This window comes from Aquimarina sp. 2-A2, from assembly GCF_045505135.1.
GTDB classification, from domain to species: Bacteria; Bacteroidota; Bacteroidia; order Flavobacteriales; family Flavobacteriaceae; genus Aquimarina; species Aquimarina intermedia.
This window is the reverse complement of the sequence record NZ_JBJKFI010000001.1, coordinates 537,720-558,058: the sequence shown is the minus strand read 5'-3', so window position 1 is coordinate 558,058 and position 20,339 is coordinate 537,720. Positions and strand designations below refer to the sequence as shown.

Genomic DNA, 20,339 nt, shown 5'->3' with positions numbered 1-20,339 from the left:
AACATTTTCCTACTTTTATCTAGTATTTATAATCAATATAAAAAACTTAAACCTATTAGCACAGTAGTTTTTGACACATTCTGATTACATCGTTTAAATGAAGCGTGGTACACTTCTAAATAAGTAACTTCAATTTCTATGAATCAACAGCTTTCTAAGCTTCCGGCAAGTCAGACTACTATTTTTACAAGGATGAGTAATTTAGCTCATGAGCATCAGGCAATTAATTTATCTCAAGGGTTTCCGGATTTCCCTGTGGACCCACAACTTATTGAACTCGTATCTAATGCCATGAAAGCAGGCAAAAATCAATATTCGCCCATGGCAGGATTGATTCAATTACGCGAACGTATCACAGAAAAAACAGCAACTGCCTATGGTTATACCTATCATCCCGAAACTGAAATAACTATTACTAGCGGGGCTACTCAAGCAATCTTCAGCTGTATAGCAGCCTTTATACATCCTCAGGACGAAGTCATAATTTTTGAACCTGCTTACGATTGTTATGAACCATCAATCACCTTGTTTGGAGGAAAAACAATACCAATTCAATTATCATATCCTAATTATACTATTGATTGGAAGATGGTTGCTAATAGTGTTACTCCCAAAACCCGTATGATCATTATCAATACGCCTCACAACCCTAGCGGAACAGTATGGTCCCCGGAAGATATGGTTCAACTGGAAAAACTTGTGGCAGACACCAATATTCTAATCTTAAGCGATGAAGTGTATGAGCATATTATTTTTGACAATATTGCGCATCAAAGCGTCGCACGGTACCCTAATCTGGCTTCCCGAAGTTTTATTGTAGGATCCTTCGGAAAGACATTTCACGTCACCGGATGGAAAACCGGATACTGCTTGGCTCCCTCAGAATTGATGAAAGAGTTTAGGAAAGTACATCAATACAATGTTTTTTCTGGTAATCACCCCGTTCAGGAAGCAATTGCAAGGTATCTAGAGAACCCATCTCATTATTTGAGTTTACCACACTTTTATCAACAAAAACGGGATCTTTTTCTTTCTTTGTTAGAAGGATCATCTTTTAAAATGAATCCAACGAGCGGAACGTATTTTCAACTTTTGGATTACACTGCTATTACTGAGGAAGGTGATGTTGGTTTTGCTGAAAGACTAACCAAAGAACATAAGATTGCTTCGATACCAATTTCGGTATTCAACACATCCAAACAAGATGATAAGGTATTGCGTTTTTGTTTTGCCAAAACAGATGATACGCTTAAACGAGCTGCTGAAATTTTACAAACCATCTAAACGTTTTACAGGTCAAATTTCAACTGAATTATTTCTACTTCCTCCTTCTTTTTTACTGAAGATTTTGCGGTATTTAAATTGGATAGCGAAATTCCCAGTAAGCGAACAGAATTTTTCATTTTTTCCTGATACAATAATTCTTTAGCTGTTTCCAGTATGATAGCTGCTTCGTTCACAAAATAAGGCAAGGATTTACTACGAGTTTGCAAGGTAAAATCACTGTATTTTATTTTTAATGTTATAGTTCTTCCTGAAACTTTACTGTTTTTTAAACGGCGTTGCAACTCTTCAGCAATACTTTCCAAACGTTCTATCATATAGATTTCAGATGCTATATTTTCTCTAAACGTTCGCTCAGCTGCCAAGGATTTACGTTCTCGATTTGGTTTTACCGGACTTGTGTGTATACCCCGTACAATTTGAAAATAATGTTTACCTGATTTGCCAAAATGCTGATTTAAAAACTCCTCAGTTTTTGATTTAAGATCCCAGCCGGTATAGATACCCATCTCATACATTTTGGCCTGGGTTACTTTACCCACTCCGTAAAACTTTTTTACATCCAGTTTTTCCAGAAATTCGATAACCTCTTCGGGATTTACCGTTTTTTGACCATTAGGTTTGTTATAATCACTCGCTATTTTTGCTACAAATTTGTTGATAGAAATCCCTGCAGAGGCCGTGAGCCCAACTTGATCAAAAATACGCTGTCTGATATGCTGTGCTATCAAACTTGCACTCGGATTACCCTTTTTATTTACTGTAACATCCAAATATGCCTCATCCAGTGATAATGGCTCTACTAAATCAGTATATTCAAAAAAAATCTTCCGTATTGCTGAAGAGATCTCTTTATATCGCTCAAATCTAGGTTTTACAAAGAGAAGGTCGGGACATAGCTTTTTTGCCATCGCTCCACTCATTGCCGATCGTACGCCATAGACACGTGCTTCATAACTCGCAGCACTCACCACACCACGCTTTTCACTGCCGCCAACAGCCAGCGGTTTTCCTCTTAAATCAGGATTATCCAGCTGTTCTACAGAGGCATAAAAAGCATCCATGTCGACATGTATGATTTTGCGATGATCCACTTACTCTTATGAATTTTGATACTGCAAATTTATAGCTTCTTTGACTAATGTTCCCCGCATCATTACCTACCTTTACGTTAAAATTTAAAGGGTATGGGCAAAATTGCAATTGTTTTAGGCGCTACAGGATTAACCGGACATGCTTTACTACAACAACTTTTAGAAGATTCGGATTATGACAAAGTAAAACTATTCTCCCGAAGTAGTTCGAATACAGACCACCCAAAGGTTGAAGAATATCTGATTGATCTTTTTAAACTTGACAATTATGCAGATGCGTTTACCGGTGATGTGGTGTTTTGCTGTATAGGTACTACCAAAAGTAAAACTCCGAATAAAAAATTATACAAAAAAATCGATTACGGAATTCCGTTAGCCGCTGCGAAGCTTTGCGTTCAAAATAAAATTTCAAGTTTCATGGTTATTTCTGCGCTTGGCGTGAACCCTAAAAGTAAAATTTTCTACAATAGAATAAAGGGCGAAATGCAGGAAGCACTTTTGAAATTAGCTATTGACAACACGTATGTTTTACAACCTTCTCTTATTGACACAAAAAGAGAGGAAAGAAGAATCGGGGAGTATTTATTTATTCAATTTATGAGAATAATTAACCCGTTGCTTGCGGGAAACCTGAAGAAATATCGATCTATCAAACCCGAAACCATAGCTAAAGCCATGCGTTGGTTAGAAAAAAATGATTACGACAAAGAAATTATCGAATCAGATACGCTGCAGGACATTGCTTTAAAAATGTAATTACATAATCTAACGGATCACATGCAGGAAATTGAACGAAAATTTTTAGTCACTTCTACCGCTTTCAAGGAAGAAGCTCACACCTCTTACAGAATTGAACAAGGCTTTTTAAATACGGATCCCGACCGTACAGTTCGTATACGCATCAAAGGAAATACCGGGTTTATAACAGTCAAAGGGATTGGGAATGCTTCAGGCACTACCCGCTTTGAATGGGAAAGGGAAATACCAGTCAATGAAGCAGAACAGCTATTGAAACTTTGTGAGGCCGGTAGTATCGAAAAAATTCGATATGAAATTCCCGTAGACCAACATATGTTTGAGGTAGATGTATTCTCTGGGGCTAATCAAGGACTCATTCTCGCCGAAATTGAACTAACTGAAGAAAACGAGGGTTTTAAAAAACCTAATTGGTTAGGCAAAGAAGTTACCGGTGATAAAAAATACTACAATTCTCAACTAAGTAAAAATCCTTTTTCTGAATGGACTCCATGATTTATTTAACAAAACTGTAACTTTTTTGATGTAATTAATTGATTGTTAAACGACTAATAATTTGTTTTTAACCAATACTTTCTTATTATGTTACACAAATCATACCTTTCGATCGTTGCTGTTATTTTCTTTTTATTTCTCAATAATTCTGCACTTTCCCAGACTTCAGTTCACGGATTTCAACTCAAAAAAGGCGAACTTACTGTAGCCACCAGTTATACTTATAAGCACTTTGATAAATTTTATAGAGGAGAGACTTTAACCAATGGCAACCCTGCAGGTTTAGGCGAAATTACATCTTCAATTTATAGCCTATATGCTTCTTATGGTATTTTGGATTGGTTATCTACTACCATCACACTACCATATATTTCTGTCGAAAGTGAAGCAGGAGCACTTGACCCTGTAACTAATGATGATACCGAAAGTAGTCTTCAGGATTTAGCGGTCTATATTAAGGCAAGAGCCTTAGCAAATACTTTTACTAACAAAGCAACCCTGAATATTAGTGGAGCACTGGGAGTATCTGTCCCTGTCGGCGGTTATAATGGAGGCGGTGTATTATCTGTTGGTAATGAAGCGACAGCCATAGACGGTATCGCAATTGCTCAATATACGCTACCTTCTAATCTTTTTATTGAAACACTATTTGGTTATAGTTATCGCACGAGTTCTGATTTTGATATCCCTAATGCGTATTATTACTCGTTTAAACTTGGTTATTTCTGTTCTTGGTTCTACGCAGATACTAAAGTTAGTGTTCAAAATTCTACCAGTGGCCTGCAAATCGGCTCTCCAGAATTTGGTGCTGCAGGCGGTCCTGCGGCCTTGCCGGAAACTGAGGTTGATTACACAAATATTTCTTTTACACTATATGTCCCGATATATAAGCAAGCGCTAGGTGTATCTGGAAGCTACGGTGTAAATGCAACTGGGCGTAATTTTAATAAGGAATCGTTTTATTCTATCGGATTAGTATATAATTTAAGGTAGCCATTATATTGAGTATTTAGATTATTTTTGATAATATCATAATATAAATAACTAAATGCTTAACTATGATCGTGTACAGGTATATCTTTTTATTATCATTTCTACTTTTTTCATGTAAACATACTACCGAAACAACCAATACAGTATCAAGTTCGACAAGTATTGAATATACGAAATCTGTCAGTGCTCTAAAAAAAGAGCTAACTGATAAGGGGTTTCAGATCTTCGATTATGTAGATGAAAAATCGGGGGACACTATTTTGATGCAACAATATTTCATGGCGTTTTTAAAAAGAGGCGAAACTATTGATCAGGATAAAAAAACAGTGAACAGTCTTCAAAAATTACATCTTGCTCATTTAGGAAAAATGTATGAATTAGGGTATGCAGATATCTCCGGTCCATTTGGAGATGATGGCGACATTCGTGGTATTACCATCTACAACACCCCAACCCTTAGGATAGCAGATAGCCTTGCTAAGTCTGATCCTATGGTACAAGCTGGTCGCTTAGAAATAGAAATTCATCCCTGGTGGGCAGCTAAAGGTTTTTCGTTACGATAATCTGTGAAGTTTTTTTTGGATGCTCGTGTGTTTGAAACTTTGAGCGTGCGAAGTGCTAAAAAAGTAAAACTTTTATAAAATAAAAAAAGGTGGAAGATCCACCTTTTTTTGCCCCAAATCTACCATGAACTTAACCTACTTATGCTATGGCTCTGCTAATATAAAGCGTTATTTCCTTGTGGAAAAATGTTTTAGACAAACGGTCAAAATACTTGTTGAACTACACAAAAAATAAAAATTTAACACAAATAATTTTTATCTTTTTAATACGCTCTTTCATTTTTTCCTTCATAAAAATTGATAAACGCACGATTTACGACCCGATTTCCACCCACGGTTGGATAATCTCCTGTAAAATACCAATCTCCAAGATTTTTTGGACATGCTTTATGGAGGTTATCAACCGTTTGATAGATTATTTTTACATCTGTTGTTACTGATTCTTCGCTTAAAAGCTCTGCAATCTTATCACTGACCTCTTGATCTGAAAAGTTTGCATAGATTTCTTTTACATAATTTTGAACATCCGAATCTTCAAAATTTTCTTGCGATTTACATTTTTCATATACCTTTTCTACCAAATCATAGTTGCCATCTTCTTTGAGTAATTCAAGTGCTGCATTAAAGGCTACGAGTCCTTCCAAATTAGCCATATCAATACCATAGCAGTCGGGATAACGAATTTGTGGCGCTGATGATACGACAATTATCTTTTTGGGTTGCAAACGATCCAGCATTTTAATAATACTCTTCTTAAGTGTTGTTCCTCTTACAATACTATCATCAATAATTACCAAATTATCTTCAGCCTTGACAACTCCGTACGTAATATCATAAACGTGTGCGACTAAATCATCTCGACTACTATCTTCTGTAATGAATGTACGAAGCTTCGCATCTTTAATCGCTATTTTTTCGGTACGCAAACGATGTGATAAAATTTCTTTTAAACGTTCGTTTGTTAGTTGCTCTTTTTCCGCCAGAATAGTTTCATTCTTTTGCTTATTTAACTCATCCTGAGCAGCCTCTACCATGCCATAAAAAGAGGTCTCTGCCGTATTGGGAATAAAAGAAAATACCGTGTTTATAGTATCGTGATTAATTTCTTTGAGCACCTGAGGCATTATCAATTTTCCAAGCATTTTGCGTTCTTCATAAATTTCGGCATCACTACCTCTTGAGAAATAAATGCGCTCAAAAGAACAAGCCTTACGTTCTAAAGGCGCTATAATTCGTTGGATCGAAGTCTCTCCGCTCTTTTTTATAATAATTGCTTTACCCGGATCTAATTCCTTTACATTTTCAAAATCAACATTAAAAACTGTTTGTATAACCGGTCGCTCTGAAGCAACAACCACTACCTCATCATCCTGATAATAGTAGGTAGGTCTAATTCCTGCCGGATCTCTCAAAACAAAAGCATCCCCATGCCCCAACATCCCTGCCATAGCATAACCTCCATCCCAATCACGAGATGATTTTTTCAAAATTTTGGCAACATTAAGTCGTTCTGCAATTTCAGGAGAAGCATCCACTTTACTAAAACCTTCTTTCTTAAGTTTCTTATATAGTTTGGCTACTTCAGAATCCAGAAAATGGCCAATTTTTTCCATCACGGTTATAGTATCCACTTTATCTTTAGGATGCTGACCCAGTTTCACTAAGTTTTTGAACAACAAGTCGTTGTTTGTCATGTTAAAGTTTCCCGCAACAATAAGATTACGGTGCATCCAGTTGTTTTGTCTCAAAAAAGGATGAACACTCTCTACACTATTTTGACCAAAAGTTCCATAACGTACATGACCTAACAATACTTCACCGATATAAGGAACATTTTTTTTCTGCCAAGCGACATCATCACTATATTGCGGATTTGCAGTCAACTCCGTATTGATACGATCATTGATCTGAGAAAAAATATCTTGTATAGGTTGTGGTTCACTAGAACGAATTCGGCTGATATAGCGTTCTCCTGGTAATGTGTCTAACTTGATACTTGCTAGTCCTGCGCCATCCTGACCACGATTATGCTGCTTCTCCATCATCAAGTACATTTTATTTACTCCGTAAAATGCACTCCCGTATTTTTTCTTGTAGTATTCCAACGGCTTCAGCAATCTGATCATTGCGATACCACATTCATGTTTTAAAGCGTCACTCATTATATATCTAAAATTCTAGTTGTTGTGTTTTCCTCTTAAATAAAAAAACCCTAGTGGATAATGACTAGGGTTTTATATAATACTATGTCAATTCAATTTCGAATTGTGTCAATTCTTTAAACTCCTGTAAACGTTTTTTTATTTCTTCTCTTTCCAATCCCTGCATGCGTTCGGTTCCAAATTTTTCTACGCTAAAGGAAGCTAAATTGGAGGCATGAATAATTGCTTTTTTCATATTCTCAAAAGAGATGTCATTCGTTTTTGTAAGGTATCCAGAAAATCCACCTGCAAACGTATCCCCTGCACCGGTAGGATCAAAAACCTCTTCTAACGGTAGAGCAGGAGCAAAAAATATTTGTTCATTATGAAACAATAACGCTCCGTGTTCACCTTTTTTAATGATTACGTAGTTAGGCCCCATCTTTTCAATCGCACGAGCAGCTTTAACCAAAGAATACTCTCCACTAAGCTGTCTTGCCTCTTCATCATTTATCGTTATTACATCTACTTTGGCAATTACTTTACGCAAATCCTCAATAAACATATCTTCCATCCAAAAATTCATCGTATCCAAGATGGCCAACTTTGGTTTTACAGTCATTTGCTCCAGGACACTAAGCTGTACCAACGGATTTAAGTTTCCTAACATCACAATTTCGGCATCTTTATAATGATCCGGAACGATAGGGTTAAAATCTGCCAACACATTAAGTTGCGTATCCAATGTATCTCTGGAGTTGAGGTCGTTATGATATTTACCACTCCAGAAGAAAGTCTTTCCTCCTTTAACAATTTCTACCGCGGCGGTATCGATGCTTCTATCCTGTAACATTTTTAAGTATTCTTCAGGAAAATCCTCTCCCACAACAGAAACAATAGCTGAAGGAACATTAAAAGTAGAAGCAGCTAATCCAATAAACGGTGCAGCTCCTCCTAAAATTTTATCAGTTTTTCCAAATGGAGTTTCAATAGCATCAAAGGCAATAGAGCCTACAATCAGTAATTTACTCATAAATAGCGTAATATTTTTTTGCAAATATAAGTTTTAGTTTTTAGAATAGATAAGAAATCAAATAGCTTGCCATTATTACATGGAATATCGATAAAATAAGAGAATTCGAGTTTATAAATCACCGAGAGAGAAAGATAATTATACGATAATTTTTTACCGCTAAGACTGTTTAATCAATATACTTTTGTTGCTTTCTATGAAATTAAAAAATAAAAAATGTTAAAAAATTGTGAAAAAACAGTAAAGTTTCTTCTCTTTGCCGTCTTAACATAAACTCATACTTATAATGAAAAAATTATTATTAGCTAAATTATTTGTGGTTGCTTTTTTGTCAACCTTATTGTTTAGCTGCGAAAAAGATTCTAAAGAGCTTACAGAAATCTCCTTGGATTCTGAAGTTATCAAAAATGCACATGTGTGTGTAGAAAAGTGGGATGCAAAACTTAATACAAAAGCAGCAAGTGTCAAAGCTAAAGAATGGGATGCAGGTCAAACTATCTACGTTAAATTCTTAAACGGAAACAATTTCGTACAATCCAAAGTACAACAGTATGCTAAAGAATGGGAGCAATTTGCTAATGTAAAACTTGTATTTCTAGCATCAAACAGTAGTACGGCTGCCAACATTAAAATTACGTTCAAAGAAGGTGCATATGCAAATGATGGTGGATCCTGGTCTTATTTAGGAACAGATTCTAACAGTTATTCTCGAAGTATGCACTTTGGATGGTTTAATGACACAACTACAGATAGTGAATTTAGTCGAACTACCATACATGAATTTGGTCATGCGCTTGGTTTGATCCATGAACATCAAAATCCAGTTGCCGGAATTAACTGGGATAAAGAAGCAGTGTATGCGTATTATGCAGGACCTCCAAATAACTGGAGTAGAGCACAGGTTGACAATAACCTGTTCAGACGTTATGAAGCTAGTACTTCTAACTATAGTGTGTATGATCCAAAATCTATTATGCATTACCCTATTCCGGCAGAACACACACTAGATGGAGTTGCTGTTGGAAGAAATACAGTTTTATCGAGTACTGATAAATCCTTTATCGGAACTATTTATCCTTTTAGTGGAACTCCAAGTAACGATATATGCGATGGTGTAGCTCCATATAATGGCAGTACTTCTTATGCTGTTGGTGATCAGGTTACTTATAACGGAGATTTATATGAAAGAACATCCACTGGATGGAACAACCTTGGTGCATGTGGAAGCAGCCCGGTAGTTGATAAATGTGACGGTGTAGCTCCATACAACGGCAGTACTTCTTATGCTGTAGGAGATCAGGTTACTTACAACGGAGATTTATATGAAAGAACATCGACAGGATGGAATAATCTTGGACCTTGTGGTAGTTAATACTAACCAACAATAAAACACATGGAATTGTTAAATAAGTCAGTTTCATAAAAGAACTAAATGCCCTGAAGTAAATTTCAGGGCATTTTTTTATGTAGTATATATCAAAAACCTTTTAAAAAGACTTTCTGAAAGTTAAACACATTAATTCTAAAAATTACTCTAAACCCAATATATCTAATAACTCAACAATATTTTGTTCTTCTGTTCTAGCATGTGGATAGCTTTTACCAAATTTGTTAATGTGCATTCTATTTAATACAAAAGAAAATTTTTCAGCCTCCAAATTACCCTGCTCGTAGGCCTTTTTCAAATAGGGGTACACTAATAATTTATTGTTTGGCTGTTGGTGTAATGTCACAGTTGCAACCGCCGACCTAGCTTTTATACTTTTGATAGCATCATCAGGATACCCATATGCCTCGAGGTATTGCATAATCTTTATAAAATTTTGCTCGCCGACATAGTTCATTCTATTGACATATTGCCTGTACGAATAAGAATTTTTATCAAAATTATTCTTTTTTAAAATCTCTAGCACTACTTCTGGATCTCTCGCTTTTTGATCGTCTATAAAAATCTGTTCTAAAAATGCTTCCTTCTTTTTTACCGTGTTTAAGGCTTTAACTGAAACTTTCTGCTCCGATTCATTAGATTTGATTTTTTCTATATCCACCTTCTTACCTTCTTTACATGAACTTGCAAGAAGTAAAATAAACAATAAACTAAAAAATCTAATCATATGTAAGTCTAAGGATTATAAATCACTTCCTCCCAAAATCTGCCGGGATTTCGCCCCAGGCTTTGGCTGCCATTTAATCATTTAATAGTAAAAACTTTATTTTCTTTTATCCAATCTACCATAAGTTTTAACACTTTAGGAGAAAAAGTTTGCTCTATCTTCTGATATTCAATTGGCAAACCTGTCTCGCTCTCTTGAAACAAATGATTTAAATCAGGTATTGTTTTTATGGTATAATTTTTATTCTTCCCTCTACTTAGAGCTTTATCTATAGCGATTAAATTTTTATAAGGAAGTACTTGTAAATCATTTTCGCCGTTAATTGCCAAAACAGGACACTTCACCTTTTTAAGATCATTTTCAGGGTTATATTTTACAAAAAAAATAAACCATGGAGATGACATTTGGTTGACTAAGTTATCGATAAACTCTTCATCGCTAATCTGTGTTGGCTTTTGATATAAAAAATTATACTTTTTTAGTGCATTTTGTAAATGACTTTTCAGCTTCTTTTTTAATTTATTTGTTTCTTTTATTCTTTCTATATAAGAATAAGATTTACGGTTAATTTTATCAATCTTTGCGATTTCAATATTACTCATCCCATTTTTTTTGAGCAATGCTTCTGACTGAGACAACAATAATTCTTTACCTTTTAAACCAGGAGAAGCGAGTAAAATTATAAAATCGACTGCATCTCTTTTGTTTGCGACCATTGACGCTATAATTCCTCCTTCACTATGACCAATTAAGCCAATTTCTTTGAAATTAACATCCTTTCTACTAGAAAGATAATCAACGGCTGATGCTACATCATTAGCGAAATCCTGAGTAGTTGCTTTAGCAAAATCTCCTTGTGATTGTCCCACTCCCCGATCATCAAAACGTAAAACACCCATCTTATTTTTGACTAAATAATCTGTAATAACCAAAAATGGTTTATGGCCAAATACTTCAGAGTCTCGGTTCTGCGGACCACTACCACTAATTAATATAACTATAGGAATGGTTTTATCTATTTCACTAGGGAAAGATAATGTGCCCGATAAGTTTATACCTTCTTTATTCTGAAAAGATACAATCTCATTTCTATAAGGAAAAGGCGAAATAGGCTCTTGTGGCCTGTTTACTCTTTTAGAATCTGCTTTTTTCACAAGGTCAAGAGACAATATGGTGCCCCCTTGTCTAAAAATACCGGAAATGCTATTACTTTTTTTTATAGTTCCTTTATACGATAATCCCAGATTTTTAATCGAAAAAATTACGGTTGAATCTTTTATTAAAGTGTTGTCAACAGAAATATCTTTGGCTCCTTGAGCTGGGCTATCCATTGTTGAAATATAAACGCTATCTGTTTTACGTATTTTAAAAATCAAAGGTAGTTGAGTGTTTTGAACTTCTAAAACCCCCTTCCAAATTCCTGTGAAGTCTTGCGCATTAGAAAAGTAACAACTTGCACTACACACTAATAATAAAATAAGATTTTTCATTTTTTATCTAATTTTTTTCAGCTTATTCTCAGTTAGTATTATAGATAAGAATAATATAATTATCCATAAAATGATTGTCAAAAAAACAGAAATGATATAACCAAAGAATACGATTGTTGTTAACTGGATACCAAGTATTATTAAACTATATTTTAATAAAATCTTTGGCCATAACTTATTAGCAAATTGCCAATTCTTCTCATTTTTCAAGGATTGTGGGGTTCTGTAACCATAAAGACTATTCATTTTTTTAGGGGGTCTTTTTAAAAATAAGATAGGCATTATAAGAATTAAAAAGGCTATGGTAACATTTAAAATAATAAGAATAGTCATAATTCGTTTCTTTTTAATTAGACATTTAAAATAATTTGAGCCTATGGATTCTTTGGGAGAAAGCACAGAATCAGTGCCCCTAACATAGATAAAAAGAAGCTAAAAAAACCATGAAAAATAATAGTGGGAAAGTGAAATGATACTGCAATAAAAATAAATCCAACCAAACAGTATTATATGGAATATAGTTGAGTACTCTACTTTATTTCCTCCCAAAATCTGCCGGGATTTCGCCCCAGGCTTTGGTTTCCCACTTGACTATTTTGGTAGTATAGGTGTTGCTTTTTAACCATTGCGTAGCTCGGTCTATTAAATCAAAAACCTTTTTGTTTTTACTGGTTTTGACAAGTTTGGTTTTACAAGTTTTTTGTCGAACCCAGCTCATTGCAATTTTAGAATCTGTATATAAAATACGATCGCTATTTATCTTCTTTAAATAAGCTAGACCGTGTACCAGTGCTAAATATTCTCCAATATTATTCGTCCCCTGATCAAAAGGACCTTGGTGAAAAAGCTGCTTCTCCGTTTGTGTGTCTACTCCCCGATATTCCATTTTACCAGGGTTACCACTTGAAGCTGCATCAACCGCGATAGAATATAAATTAGGTTCGCCGATTTTTAATCTCTGCGCTTCTGATAATACTGGTTTAGCTTTACTTTTTCCTTTATAATCGTCATAATCGCCCTGATATGCTTTTTTGGCAACCTCAAAATTTTCAAAGGACTTGTATTTCGCACCAGCAAAACCATTAATAACCGCTTTACAGTCCTCCCATTTTGTATAGATGCCAGGTCGATGGCCTTCCCAAACTACATAGAATTTTTCTTTTTTAGCCATGCTATAGTATGCGTATTCGATTTTTGTTCGTCTGCCTAAACCTTGAGAGCCTATCCTGCCAGCATCAAAACCCTTTGAATTTTTCTATTTACTGTGCGTCTTCGGGATACAATAATTTTTCAATGACTGTGGGAAAATGCTTGTGTTCTAATTTATGTATTGCTTTAGCCAGATCTTTGGCGTTGTCATTTTCAGATATAGATGTTTTTGCCTGAAATAAGATTGCCCCATCATCATACTTTTCATTTACAAAATGGATCGTAATTCCGCTTTCTTTCTCTTGATTATTGATCACAGCATGGTGAACGTGGTCTCCAAACATCCCTTTTCCACCATATTTTGGAAGTAATGCGGGATGAATATTAATTACTTTGTCCGGAAACACATCGATAATTTTCTTTGGAAAAATCCATAAAAACCCAGCCAAAACAATGAGATCCGGCTTGGCATCCTTAAGAATATTAAGCACCTCATTTGTCTCATAAAATGAATTCCTGTCAAAATGTAACGCTTTTACTTTATGCTCGTGAGCCCTTCGTAACACTTTGGCCTGTGGTCGATTAGAAAAGACATGTGTAACCTCTGCTAGTGCATTAGCTTTAAAATATTTGATAATATTCTCTGCATTCGTTCCCGAACCTGAGGCAAAAATTACAATACGTTTCATATCAATCGAGTGCTAGTTCATTTATAAGTACAAAAAAAATAATAATTATCCATTTAGACACAGCAAAAACACAATACTTCGTTATATTTGATAAAATACACAGACATTTTTAAGGGATTGTGGGGTTTTAAAATAAAGTTTTTTATTTTTGCCACTTAATTAAAAAATTAAAATTAAACATTATGTCAGACATTGCATCAAGAGTAAAAGCGATAATCGTTGACAAATTAGGAGTAGACGAAAACGAAGTAGTAAATGAGGCTAGCTTCACAAACGACTTAGGCGCAGATTCATTAGACACTGTAGAATTGATAATGGAATTCGAAAAAGAATTTGATATACAGATACCAGACGATCAGGCAGAGAACATTGCTACAGTTGGTCAGGCAATATCTTATATTGAAGACGCAAAGTAATAACTTCACCACAAAATATGAGTTTAAAGCGAGTTGTAGTCACAGGACTAGGCGCACTAACGCCTATAGGTAACGATATTAATCAATATTGGGATGGATTAGTGAATGGTAAGAGCGGTTGCGCTCCCATTACTTATTTTGACACCGAAAAATTCAAGACTAAATTTGCTTGTGAGGTCAAAAATTACGTCCCAACAGATTATTTTGATAGAAAAGAAGCACGTAAGCTAGATAAGTTTGCCCAGTATGCGATTGTCTCTTCAGAAGAGGCCATTAAAGATGCTGCCATTGATATGGAAAAAGTAGACAAGTTTAGAGTTGGCGTGATCTGGGGTGCTGGTATTGGTGGTTTAGAAACATTTCAGGAAGAAGTAATTAATTACGCAAATGGTGATGGAACTCCGCGTTTCAATCCATTTTTTATTCCCAAAATGATTGCCGATATAGCACCAGGACATATTTCCATCCGAAATGGTTTTATGGGACCCAACTATACCACAGTTTCTGCTTGCGCCTCTTCGGCTAATGCAATGATCGATGCACTTAACTACATTAGATTAGGGCATTGTGATATCATTGTTACAGGAGGAAGTGAAGCTGCAGTTACAATTGCGGGTATGGGAGGATTCAATGCAATGCATGCATTATCTACCAGAAATGATAATCCACAAACTGCCTCAAGACCTTTTGATGCGACCAGAGATGGTTTTGTTTTAGGTGAAGGTAGTGGAGCGTTGATACTGGAAGAATATGAACATGCAAAAGCAAGGGGTGCTAAAATCTATGCTGAAGTTGTTGGTGGCGGAATGTCAAGTGATGCATATCACATGACAGCTCCTCATCCCGACGGTATTGGTGTAGAACGCGTAATGCTTAATTGTTTAAGAGATGCTGGTGTGCAACCAGAAGAAGTAGATGCCATAAACACTCACGGTACATCCACTCCATTAGGAGATGTAGCAGAATTGAAGGCTATTACTAAAGTTTTTGGAAAACATGCACCAAACATCAATATTAACTCTACGAAGTCTATGACTGGTCACTTACTGGGTGCTGCCGGAGCGATTGAAGCAATTTCTTCAATCTTATCCATGAAGCACAGTATTGTACCTCCAACTATTAACCACACAACGGTTGATGAAAACATAGATTCTTCATTGAATTTAACGTTGAACAAAGCACAAAAACGCGAAATTAAGTACGCCATGAGTAATACTTTTGGCTTCGGAGGTCATAATGCTTGTGTGTTATTTAAAAAATTAGACGAGTAATAATGAGTGTTATTCGCAACATATTAAATTCCCGCTCTGAAAAGAACGGGAATTTTTTTTCCAGAATTCAGGAAATACTGGGTTTTAAACCTCGTAATATTGCGAACTATGAAAAAGCATTTACCCATAGATCCCTTAATCTAAAAGACAAAAAGGGAAATGCGGTGAACTATGAACGTCTGGAATTCTTAGGTGATGCGATGTTGAGTAGCGTAATTGCCGCACATCTTTTTAAAGAAGTACCTGAAGGAAATGAAGGCTATCTGACCAAGATGAGAGCAAAAGTTGTGAGTAGAAAACATCTTAACGAATTAGGAAAAGATCTTAAACTCATTGAACTCGTTCGTACCAATATCCCTAAATCTCAATTTGGGATCAATATTCATGGCAATTTGTTCGAATCACTTATCGGAGCCATTTATCTGGACAGAGGCTTCAACTACTGTGAACGTTTTATACATGAAGCGGTTATCAATCCTTATGTAGACATAGAAAGTCTCGAAGGTCAAATAATTAGCTACAAAAGTTTATTGATTGAGTGGTGTCAAAAAGAGAAAAAGGATTTTAGTTACGAAATCTACGAAGACACAGGTAAAGATGAAATGAAACATTTTGCGGTAAAATTGTGGATTGACAATAAAGTCATCGCAAAAGCAAGAGCCACCTCAAAAAAGAAAGCTGAAGAAAAATCTTCAAAACGGGCCTATTTTGCACTACAATCAAAAATCAATGAGTACTAATTCTTAGAACTTATGACGGTAAAATTCCTTAAACCGGCGTGATTTTGTTGCTTTAAATGAAAAGATATTAACGCAATCGTTTTCGGTGCGCATCTTCACAAAGATTTAAAGTTCTTGGTAAAATTAATTTGTATATTTCCAATTGATTTTAACGAAACAATTCATTAAGTGGCTGTTCAAAGACTCGTTTTAGATACACTTGCAGAAGATGATTATGAACTTATTGCTATTCATTGTTCTCTAGAATCTTATCGATTAGCTTTCTTGTTGAATAAGATGCTCAAAATAAAGCTTTGTCGCAAAGAACGGGACATCCAGTTTAAATATGATGATGTAGTAGCCGATTATCCATTTTATCAGTTTTATGATGAATATCAGTATACGACGTATTCTTTTTTTGCAAATACCTTTCGTCATAAAAGCATTACTAGCGATGTAGTTAATAGCGGACTTTTTGTTACCGAACAAAATCACACAATTAAATACCTGATTCCCGAATTAAAAAATGTTGATTATTTTTTAAAAATTGAATCGGATGCATCACAGTTTTCAAGCAAGACATTGCTTATGCATATACAGAACATAATGCAAATTGTCACCGCCTATACTGTTGATTATAACATACTAAAATCTAAGAATAATTTAATCTTTGACTAATGCCAAAACGTAAAAAAACCAAAATTGTTGCAACTTTAGGTCCTGCAACAAGTACAAAAGAAGTGCTTAAAGATATGCTCGATGCAGGAGTTGATGTTTTTAGAATCAATTTTTCTCACGCCGATTATGCCGACGTAAAAGAGCGTATCAAAATGATCCGGGAACTAAGCGATGAGCATGGCTATAATACAGCAATTCTTGGAGACCTGCAAGGTCCCAAACTGCGTGTTGGGGTGATGAAAGGTGATGTCGTTGTAAGCAAAGGGGATACTATTGAATTTGTAACCGGTAAAGCGTTTGAAGGTACGGCAGAACGTGTTTATATGAACTACGCTGAATTTCCTAAGGATGTAAAAGCTGGTGAAAAAATTCTATTGGATGATGGAAAACTAATGTTTGAAGTGGTTGCCACTAATGGGAAAGATATCGTACAAGCTAAAGTTATTCAAGGGGGTCCTTTACGTTCAAAAAAAGGAGTAAATCTTCCTAATACAAAGATCTCTCTACCGGCATTGACCAAAAAAGATGTAAAAGATGCCATTTTTGCTTGCGAGCAAAAAGTAGATTGGATTGCACTCTCCTTTGTAAGACATGCTGAAGACTTGATGGAGTTACAGGAATTGATCAAAAAGAACAGCGATCATAAAATTCCTATTATCGCTAAAATTGAAAAGCCGGAGGGTGTTGAGAATATTGATAAGATTGTTTCCTATTGCGATGGACTAATGGTTGCCCGTGGTGACTTGGGTGTTGAAATTCCTGCGCAAGAGGTGCCCCTTATTCAAAAACAATTGGTGCTAAGAGCTAAAATAGCGCGTATACCCGTAATCATCGCGACACAGATGATGGAAACGATGATTGATAGTTTAACTCCAACCAGAGCTGAAGTAAATGATGTGGCTAATTCTGTAATGGATGGTGCTGATGCTGTGATGTTATCCGGTGAAACCTCGGTAGGTAAATATCCGGTGCAGGTCATTGAGACCATGTCTAAGGTTATTCGAAGTGTTGAACATTCAGATTTAATAAAAGTTCCGCAAAATCCGCCACATATTAGAACGAATCGTTTTATAACAAAATCAATCTGTTATCATGCAGCGCATATGGCCGATGATATTGATGCGAAAGCAATTTGTACGTTGACCAACAGTGGATACACTGCATTCCAGATTTCGGCATGGCGTCCTACCGCACATATTCTGGTGTTTACCAGTAACAAACGAATTTTATGTCAACTCAATTTACTGTGGGGTGTCAAAGCATTTTTCTATGACAAATATGTAAGTACCGATGAGACTGTTGAGGATGTTAATCAACTAGCCTTAACTCGTGGCTTTGTAAGTGACGGAGATATGTTAATTAATCTGGCAGCTATGCCTGTTTCTGATAAAGGGATGGTAAATACATTGCGTGTTTCTCAAGTCTAGGGGCAAGTGAACACATAATACTGGAGCAGTTTGAACAACCGCTTAAGTATACAACTAAAAAAAGCCTCATTAGAGGCTTTTTTGTTTATGTGATTTAGAACTGAATAGTAAAGGTAGTTCCTACACCAACTTCGCTCTCAACCTTAATTGTGCCGCCCATAGACTCGATCTGATTTCTGGTGATAAATAATCCAATACCTACGGCGTCTTCATTTGCATGAAACGTTTTATACATCCCGAATATCTTTGATTTATTTGCTTTCATATCAATACCACTCCCATTATCCGAAATCTTCAGATAATTTGCTCCCTCTTCTGTGTATGATTTGATACGGACCACAGGTTTACGATCCGGGTGCTTATATTTTATGGCATTTGTAATTAAATTAAGAAAAATACTCTCCATATACGCAGGAATAAAAGGTATCTCAGGAAGCAAGGTAAAATCGGCAATAATTTCAGTCTTTGTAGAGTTGATTATGTGACCAATACCATTGGTAACTAACTCAAGTGCTTTGGAGAATCTTACCGGAACTCGTTCTTGTTGATTATTGGTGTGAATCGTTACGATTTCATTAAGGTGATCTATAGTAGTATTAAGATTGTATGATATGTGGCGTACTTCATTGATTACCTCTTCTCGTTCTTTAGGATTTTCAAGATCATCAATAAGTTGAACTAATAACGATAAATTGCTCGTGTGTGATCGTAAATTATGAGAGACAATATGAGCAAAATTAAACAGCTTTGAATTTTGAGAGGCAATGATATCCATTGATTTCTGAAGTCTCAATTCTTTTCTCTTGGCCTCATCAATGTCCTGAAAAACCCCTCTGATACCAATTATTTCTTTATCCTTTCCATAAACAGGTTTTCCGATAGCTTTTACCCAAAACTCCCGTCCGTTAGAGGTTAGCATTTTAATTTCTGTATTAAACGCAGTACCTGACATCGCACACTTAAAAAATAAATCAGCCGCTTGCTGTTTGGAATCATCGGCATAATATTTGGCCGAATTTTTAAGCGACGGAATATAATTTTCGGGATATTCCAGTATTCTTCTGGTTTCAAAATCCCAATAACTTTGTTTTTTATTGAAATCCACATACCAACTTCCGGTAGAAGTCATTTCTGCAGTCTCCCGATAATAGAAAATATCTTTTTTAAAGGTTTTTTCAGGTTCGAGTTTTACCTCAAAAAAGAAAATTAATTGAACCAGAGATTGAATATTTACTGGTAGCTCATCATTAGTCGCACACCTGAAAAGTTGATACGCTCCTTCTTTATTAAGTATGCGGATATGTTGTTTAAAATTTTGATTGTGCGATCTATATGCTTCAAAATTCTTAGCAAATAGAGACGCGTCCTCTTTGTGTAATAATTGTTCAATAAAATAAGCATAACTCGGAGTGACATCCTTTTTTGAATACCCCAAAGCCGAAAAAAATTTCTTTGACCATACGATTTGAGCTGACGCCGGATCTAATTCCCAGTAGCCGGTGTCAAAATCTTTTAAAACATTATCAAAAAGTTTGTTTTTTAGCACAAATCCGTATTAAGTGGTTTATTTATAACAAGATAAGGAATTCTTACTTATTTTTTTCTATTCTATCCAAACGTATCGATAAGGCTCTGGTGGATAATTGTACTTCGATAAATGATAGTGTTAATGAAATCATTAGTGATAACAGGCTTATTCCAAAGCTAATATTGGCTACTTGCAGATAATCTAAGTAAAGAAATGTCATCGTAACAACGCTTCCCAAAAAGCTCAAAATAGCAATCGCTTGCATATGCTGTATCAACCATAATCTCTTTCTCAAATTCTTAATCTGTAATTTAATATTATCTGAAGAGGATGCCTCATATTCCTTGAATAATTGTCTGATCAAAGCGGCTATTGCTAAGTATCTGGCATTGTACGCTAACATAGTTAGTGATATTGCAGGAAATAGCAGGGCGGGAATACTCATAGTTAGTGTCATCAATAAAGTTTTTAATTGTTACAGCGGCTATGCGAGCAATAT

At 35.5% G+C, this 20,339-nt stretch carries 21 protein-coding genes; 11 read left to right on the top strand and 10 right to left on the bottom strand.

The features are described 5' to 3' along the window. Positions 1-138: 138 nt before the first annotated feature. Positions 139-1,284, top strand: a complete 1,146-nt coding sequence (locus ACJRPK_RS02430; RefSeq protein WP_407138275.1) for a methionine aminotransferase — start codon at positions 139-141, stop codon at positions 1,282-1,284. A gap of 5 nt (positions 1,285-1,289) precedes the next feature. On the opposite strand, the gene dinB is transcribed toward ACJRPK_RS02430, so the two are convergent. Continuing rightward, positions 1,290-2,378 carry a DNA polymerase IV gene (gene dinB / locus ACJRPK_RS02425; RefSeq protein WP_407138274.1) on the bottom strand — a complete coding sequence of 363 codons (1,089 nt, stop codon included), beginning with the start codon at positions 2,376-2,378 and terminating at the stop codon, positions 1,290-1,292. 93 nt (positions 2,379-2,471) lie between these two features. Here dinB and ACJRPK_RS02420 point away from each other — a divergent pair, with 93 nt between their 5' ends. The 4 genes from ACJRPK_RS02420 to ACJRPK_RS02405 all read left to right on the top strand — a co-directional run bounded on the left by ACJRPK_RS02420 (position 2,472) and on the right by ACJRPK_RS02405 (position 5,185). Beyond that, complete coding sequence (locus tag ACJRPK_RS02420) at positions 2,472-3,134, top strand: NAD(P)H-binding protein (protein WP_407138273.1); 663 nt, start codon at positions 2,472-2,474, stop codon at positions 3,132-3,134. Between the two features lie 21 nt (positions 3,135-3,155). After that, entirely contained in the window at positions 3,156-3,629 is a 474-nt protein-coding gene (locus tag ACJRPK_RS02415; protein WP_407138272.1) for a CYTH domain-containing protein, read from the top strand. Between the two features lie 87 nt (positions 3,630-3,716). Next, positions 3,717-4,622, top strand: coding sequence for a transporter (locus tag ACJRPK_RS02410; protein ID WP_407138271.1), 906 nt, complete (start codon positions 3,717-3,719; stop codon positions 4,620-4,622). Positions 4,623-4,687: 65 nt separating this feature from the next. After that, positions 4,688-5,185, top strand: coding sequence for a YciI family protein (locus ACJRPK_RS02405; RefSeq protein WP_407138270.1), 498 nt, complete (start codon positions 4,688-4,690; stop codon positions 5,183-5,185). Positions 5,186-5,448: 263 nt separating this feature from the next. On the opposite strand, the gene ACJRPK_RS02400 is transcribed toward ACJRPK_RS02405, so the two are convergent. Continuing rightward, positions 5,449-7,347, bottom strand: a complete 1,899-nt coding sequence (locus ACJRPK_RS02400) for an amidophosphoribosyltransferase (RefSeq protein ID WP_407138269.1) — start codon at positions 7,345-7,347, stop codon at positions 5,449-5,451. A gap of 82 nt (positions 7,348-7,429) precedes the next feature. After that, positions 7,430-8,359: a PfkB family carbohydrate kinase gene (locus ACJRPK_RS02395; protein WP_407138268.1), complete on the bottom strand. Its 930-nt coding sequence runs from the start codon at positions 8,357-8,359 to the stop codon at positions 7,430-7,432. 286 nt (positions 8,360-8,645) lie between these two features. Here ACJRPK_RS02395 and ACJRPK_RS02390 point away from each other — a divergent pair, with 286 nt between their 5' ends. Continuing rightward, the gene (locus ACJRPK_RS02390) at positions 8,646-9,731 is read left to right on the top strand and encodes a M12 family metallopeptidase (protein WP_407138267.1); all 1,086 of its coding nucleotides are present in this window, start codon (positions 8,646-8,648) and stop codon (positions 9,729-9,731) included. A gap of 157 nt (positions 9,732-9,888) precedes the next feature. On the opposite strand, the gene ACJRPK_RS02385 is transcribed toward ACJRPK_RS02390, so the two are convergent. The 5 genes from ACJRPK_RS02385 to purN form a co-directional block, all read right to left on the bottom strand. Continuing rightward, entirely contained in the window at positions 9,889-10,473 is a 585-nt protein-coding gene (locus ACJRPK_RS02385; protein ID WP_407138266.1) for a hypothetical protein, read from the bottom strand. Positions 10,474-10,550: 77 nt separating this feature from the next. Beyond that, positions 10,551-11,963, bottom strand: a complete 1,413-nt coding sequence (locus ACJRPK_RS02380; RefSeq protein WP_407138265.1) for an alpha/beta hydrolase family protein — start codon at positions 11,961-11,963, stop codon at positions 10,551-10,553. Between the two features lie 3 nt (positions 11,964-11,966). Continuing rightward, on the bottom strand, positions 11,967-12,209 hold the full coding sequence (locus ACJRPK_RS02375; protein WP_407138813.1) for an SdpI family protein: 243 nt from the start codon (positions 12,207-12,209) through the stop codon (positions 11,967-11,969). A gap of 289 nt (positions 12,210-12,498) precedes the next feature. Further along, a complete protein-coding gene (locus tag ACJRPK_RS02370) occupies positions 12,499-13,134 on the bottom strand; it encodes a viroplasmin family protein (protein ID WP_407138264.1) in 636 nt (211 codons plus the stop codon). A gap of 88 nt (positions 13,135-13,222) precedes the next feature. After that, positions 13,223-13,801 carry a phosphoribosylglycinamide formyltransferase gene (gene purN / locus ACJRPK_RS02365; RefSeq protein WP_407138263.1) on the bottom strand — a complete coding sequence of 193 codons (579 nt, stop codon included), beginning with the start codon at positions 13,799-13,801 and terminating at the stop codon, positions 13,223-13,225. 182 nt (positions 13,802-13,983) lie between these two features. On the opposite strand from purN, the gene ACJRPK_RS02360 reads away from it, so the two are divergent. The 5 genes from ACJRPK_RS02360 to pyk all read left to right on the top strand — a co-directional run bounded on the left by ACJRPK_RS02360 (position 13,984) and on the right by pyk (position 18,312). Then, positions 13,984-14,217 (top strand): acyl carrier protein, encoded by a 234-nt coding sequence (locus tag ACJRPK_RS02360; RefSeq protein ID WP_024768509.1) that lies wholly within the window; start codon positions 13,984-13,986, stop codon positions 14,215-14,217. A 17-nt stretch (positions 14,218-14,234) separates the two neighbouring features. Then, positions 14,235-15,488 carry a beta-ketoacyl-ACP synthase II gene (gene fabF, locus ACJRPK_RS02355; protein ID WP_407138262.1) on the top strand — a complete coding sequence of 418 codons (1,254 nt, stop codon included), beginning with the start codon at positions 14,235-14,237 and terminating at the stop codon, positions 15,486-15,488. A 2-nt stretch (positions 15,489-15,490) separates the two neighbouring features. After that, the gene (rnc, locus tag ACJRPK_RS02350) at positions 15,491-16,228 is read left to right on the top strand and encodes a ribonuclease III (RefSeq protein ID WP_407138261.1); all 738 of its coding nucleotides are present in this window, start codon (positions 15,491-15,493) and stop codon (positions 16,226-16,228) included. 168 nt (positions 16,229-16,396) lie between these two features. Continuing rightward, on the top strand, positions 16,397-16,885 hold the full coding sequence (locus tag ACJRPK_RS02345) for an IPExxxVDY family protein (protein WP_407138260.1): 489 nt from the start codon (positions 16,397-16,399) through the stop codon (positions 16,883-16,885). After that, positions 16,885-18,312 (top strand): pyruvate kinase, encoded by a 1,428-nt coding sequence (pyk, locus tag ACJRPK_RS02340; protein WP_407138259.1) that lies wholly within the window; start codon positions 16,885-16,887, stop codon positions 18,310-18,312. The genes ACJRPK_RS02345 and pyk overlap by 1 nt, the downstream gene beginning before the upstream one ends. Positions 18,313-18,406: 94 nt before the next feature. Here pyk and ACJRPK_RS02335 read toward each other — a convergent pair whose 3' ends face one another. Further along, positions 18,407-19,858 carry an ATP-binding protein gene (locus ACJRPK_RS02335; RefSeq protein ID WP_407138258.1) on the bottom strand — a complete coding sequence of 484 codons (1,452 nt, stop codon included), beginning with the start codon at positions 19,856-19,858 and terminating at the stop codon, positions 18,407-18,409. Between the two features lie 43 nt (positions 19,859-19,901). After that, positions 19,902-20,297 (bottom strand): DUF2721 domain-containing protein, encoded by a 396-nt coding sequence (locus tag ACJRPK_RS02330; RefSeq protein WP_407138257.1) that lies wholly within the window; start codon positions 20,295-20,297, stop codon positions 19,902-19,904. Positions 20,298-20,339: the final 42 nt, after the last annotated feature.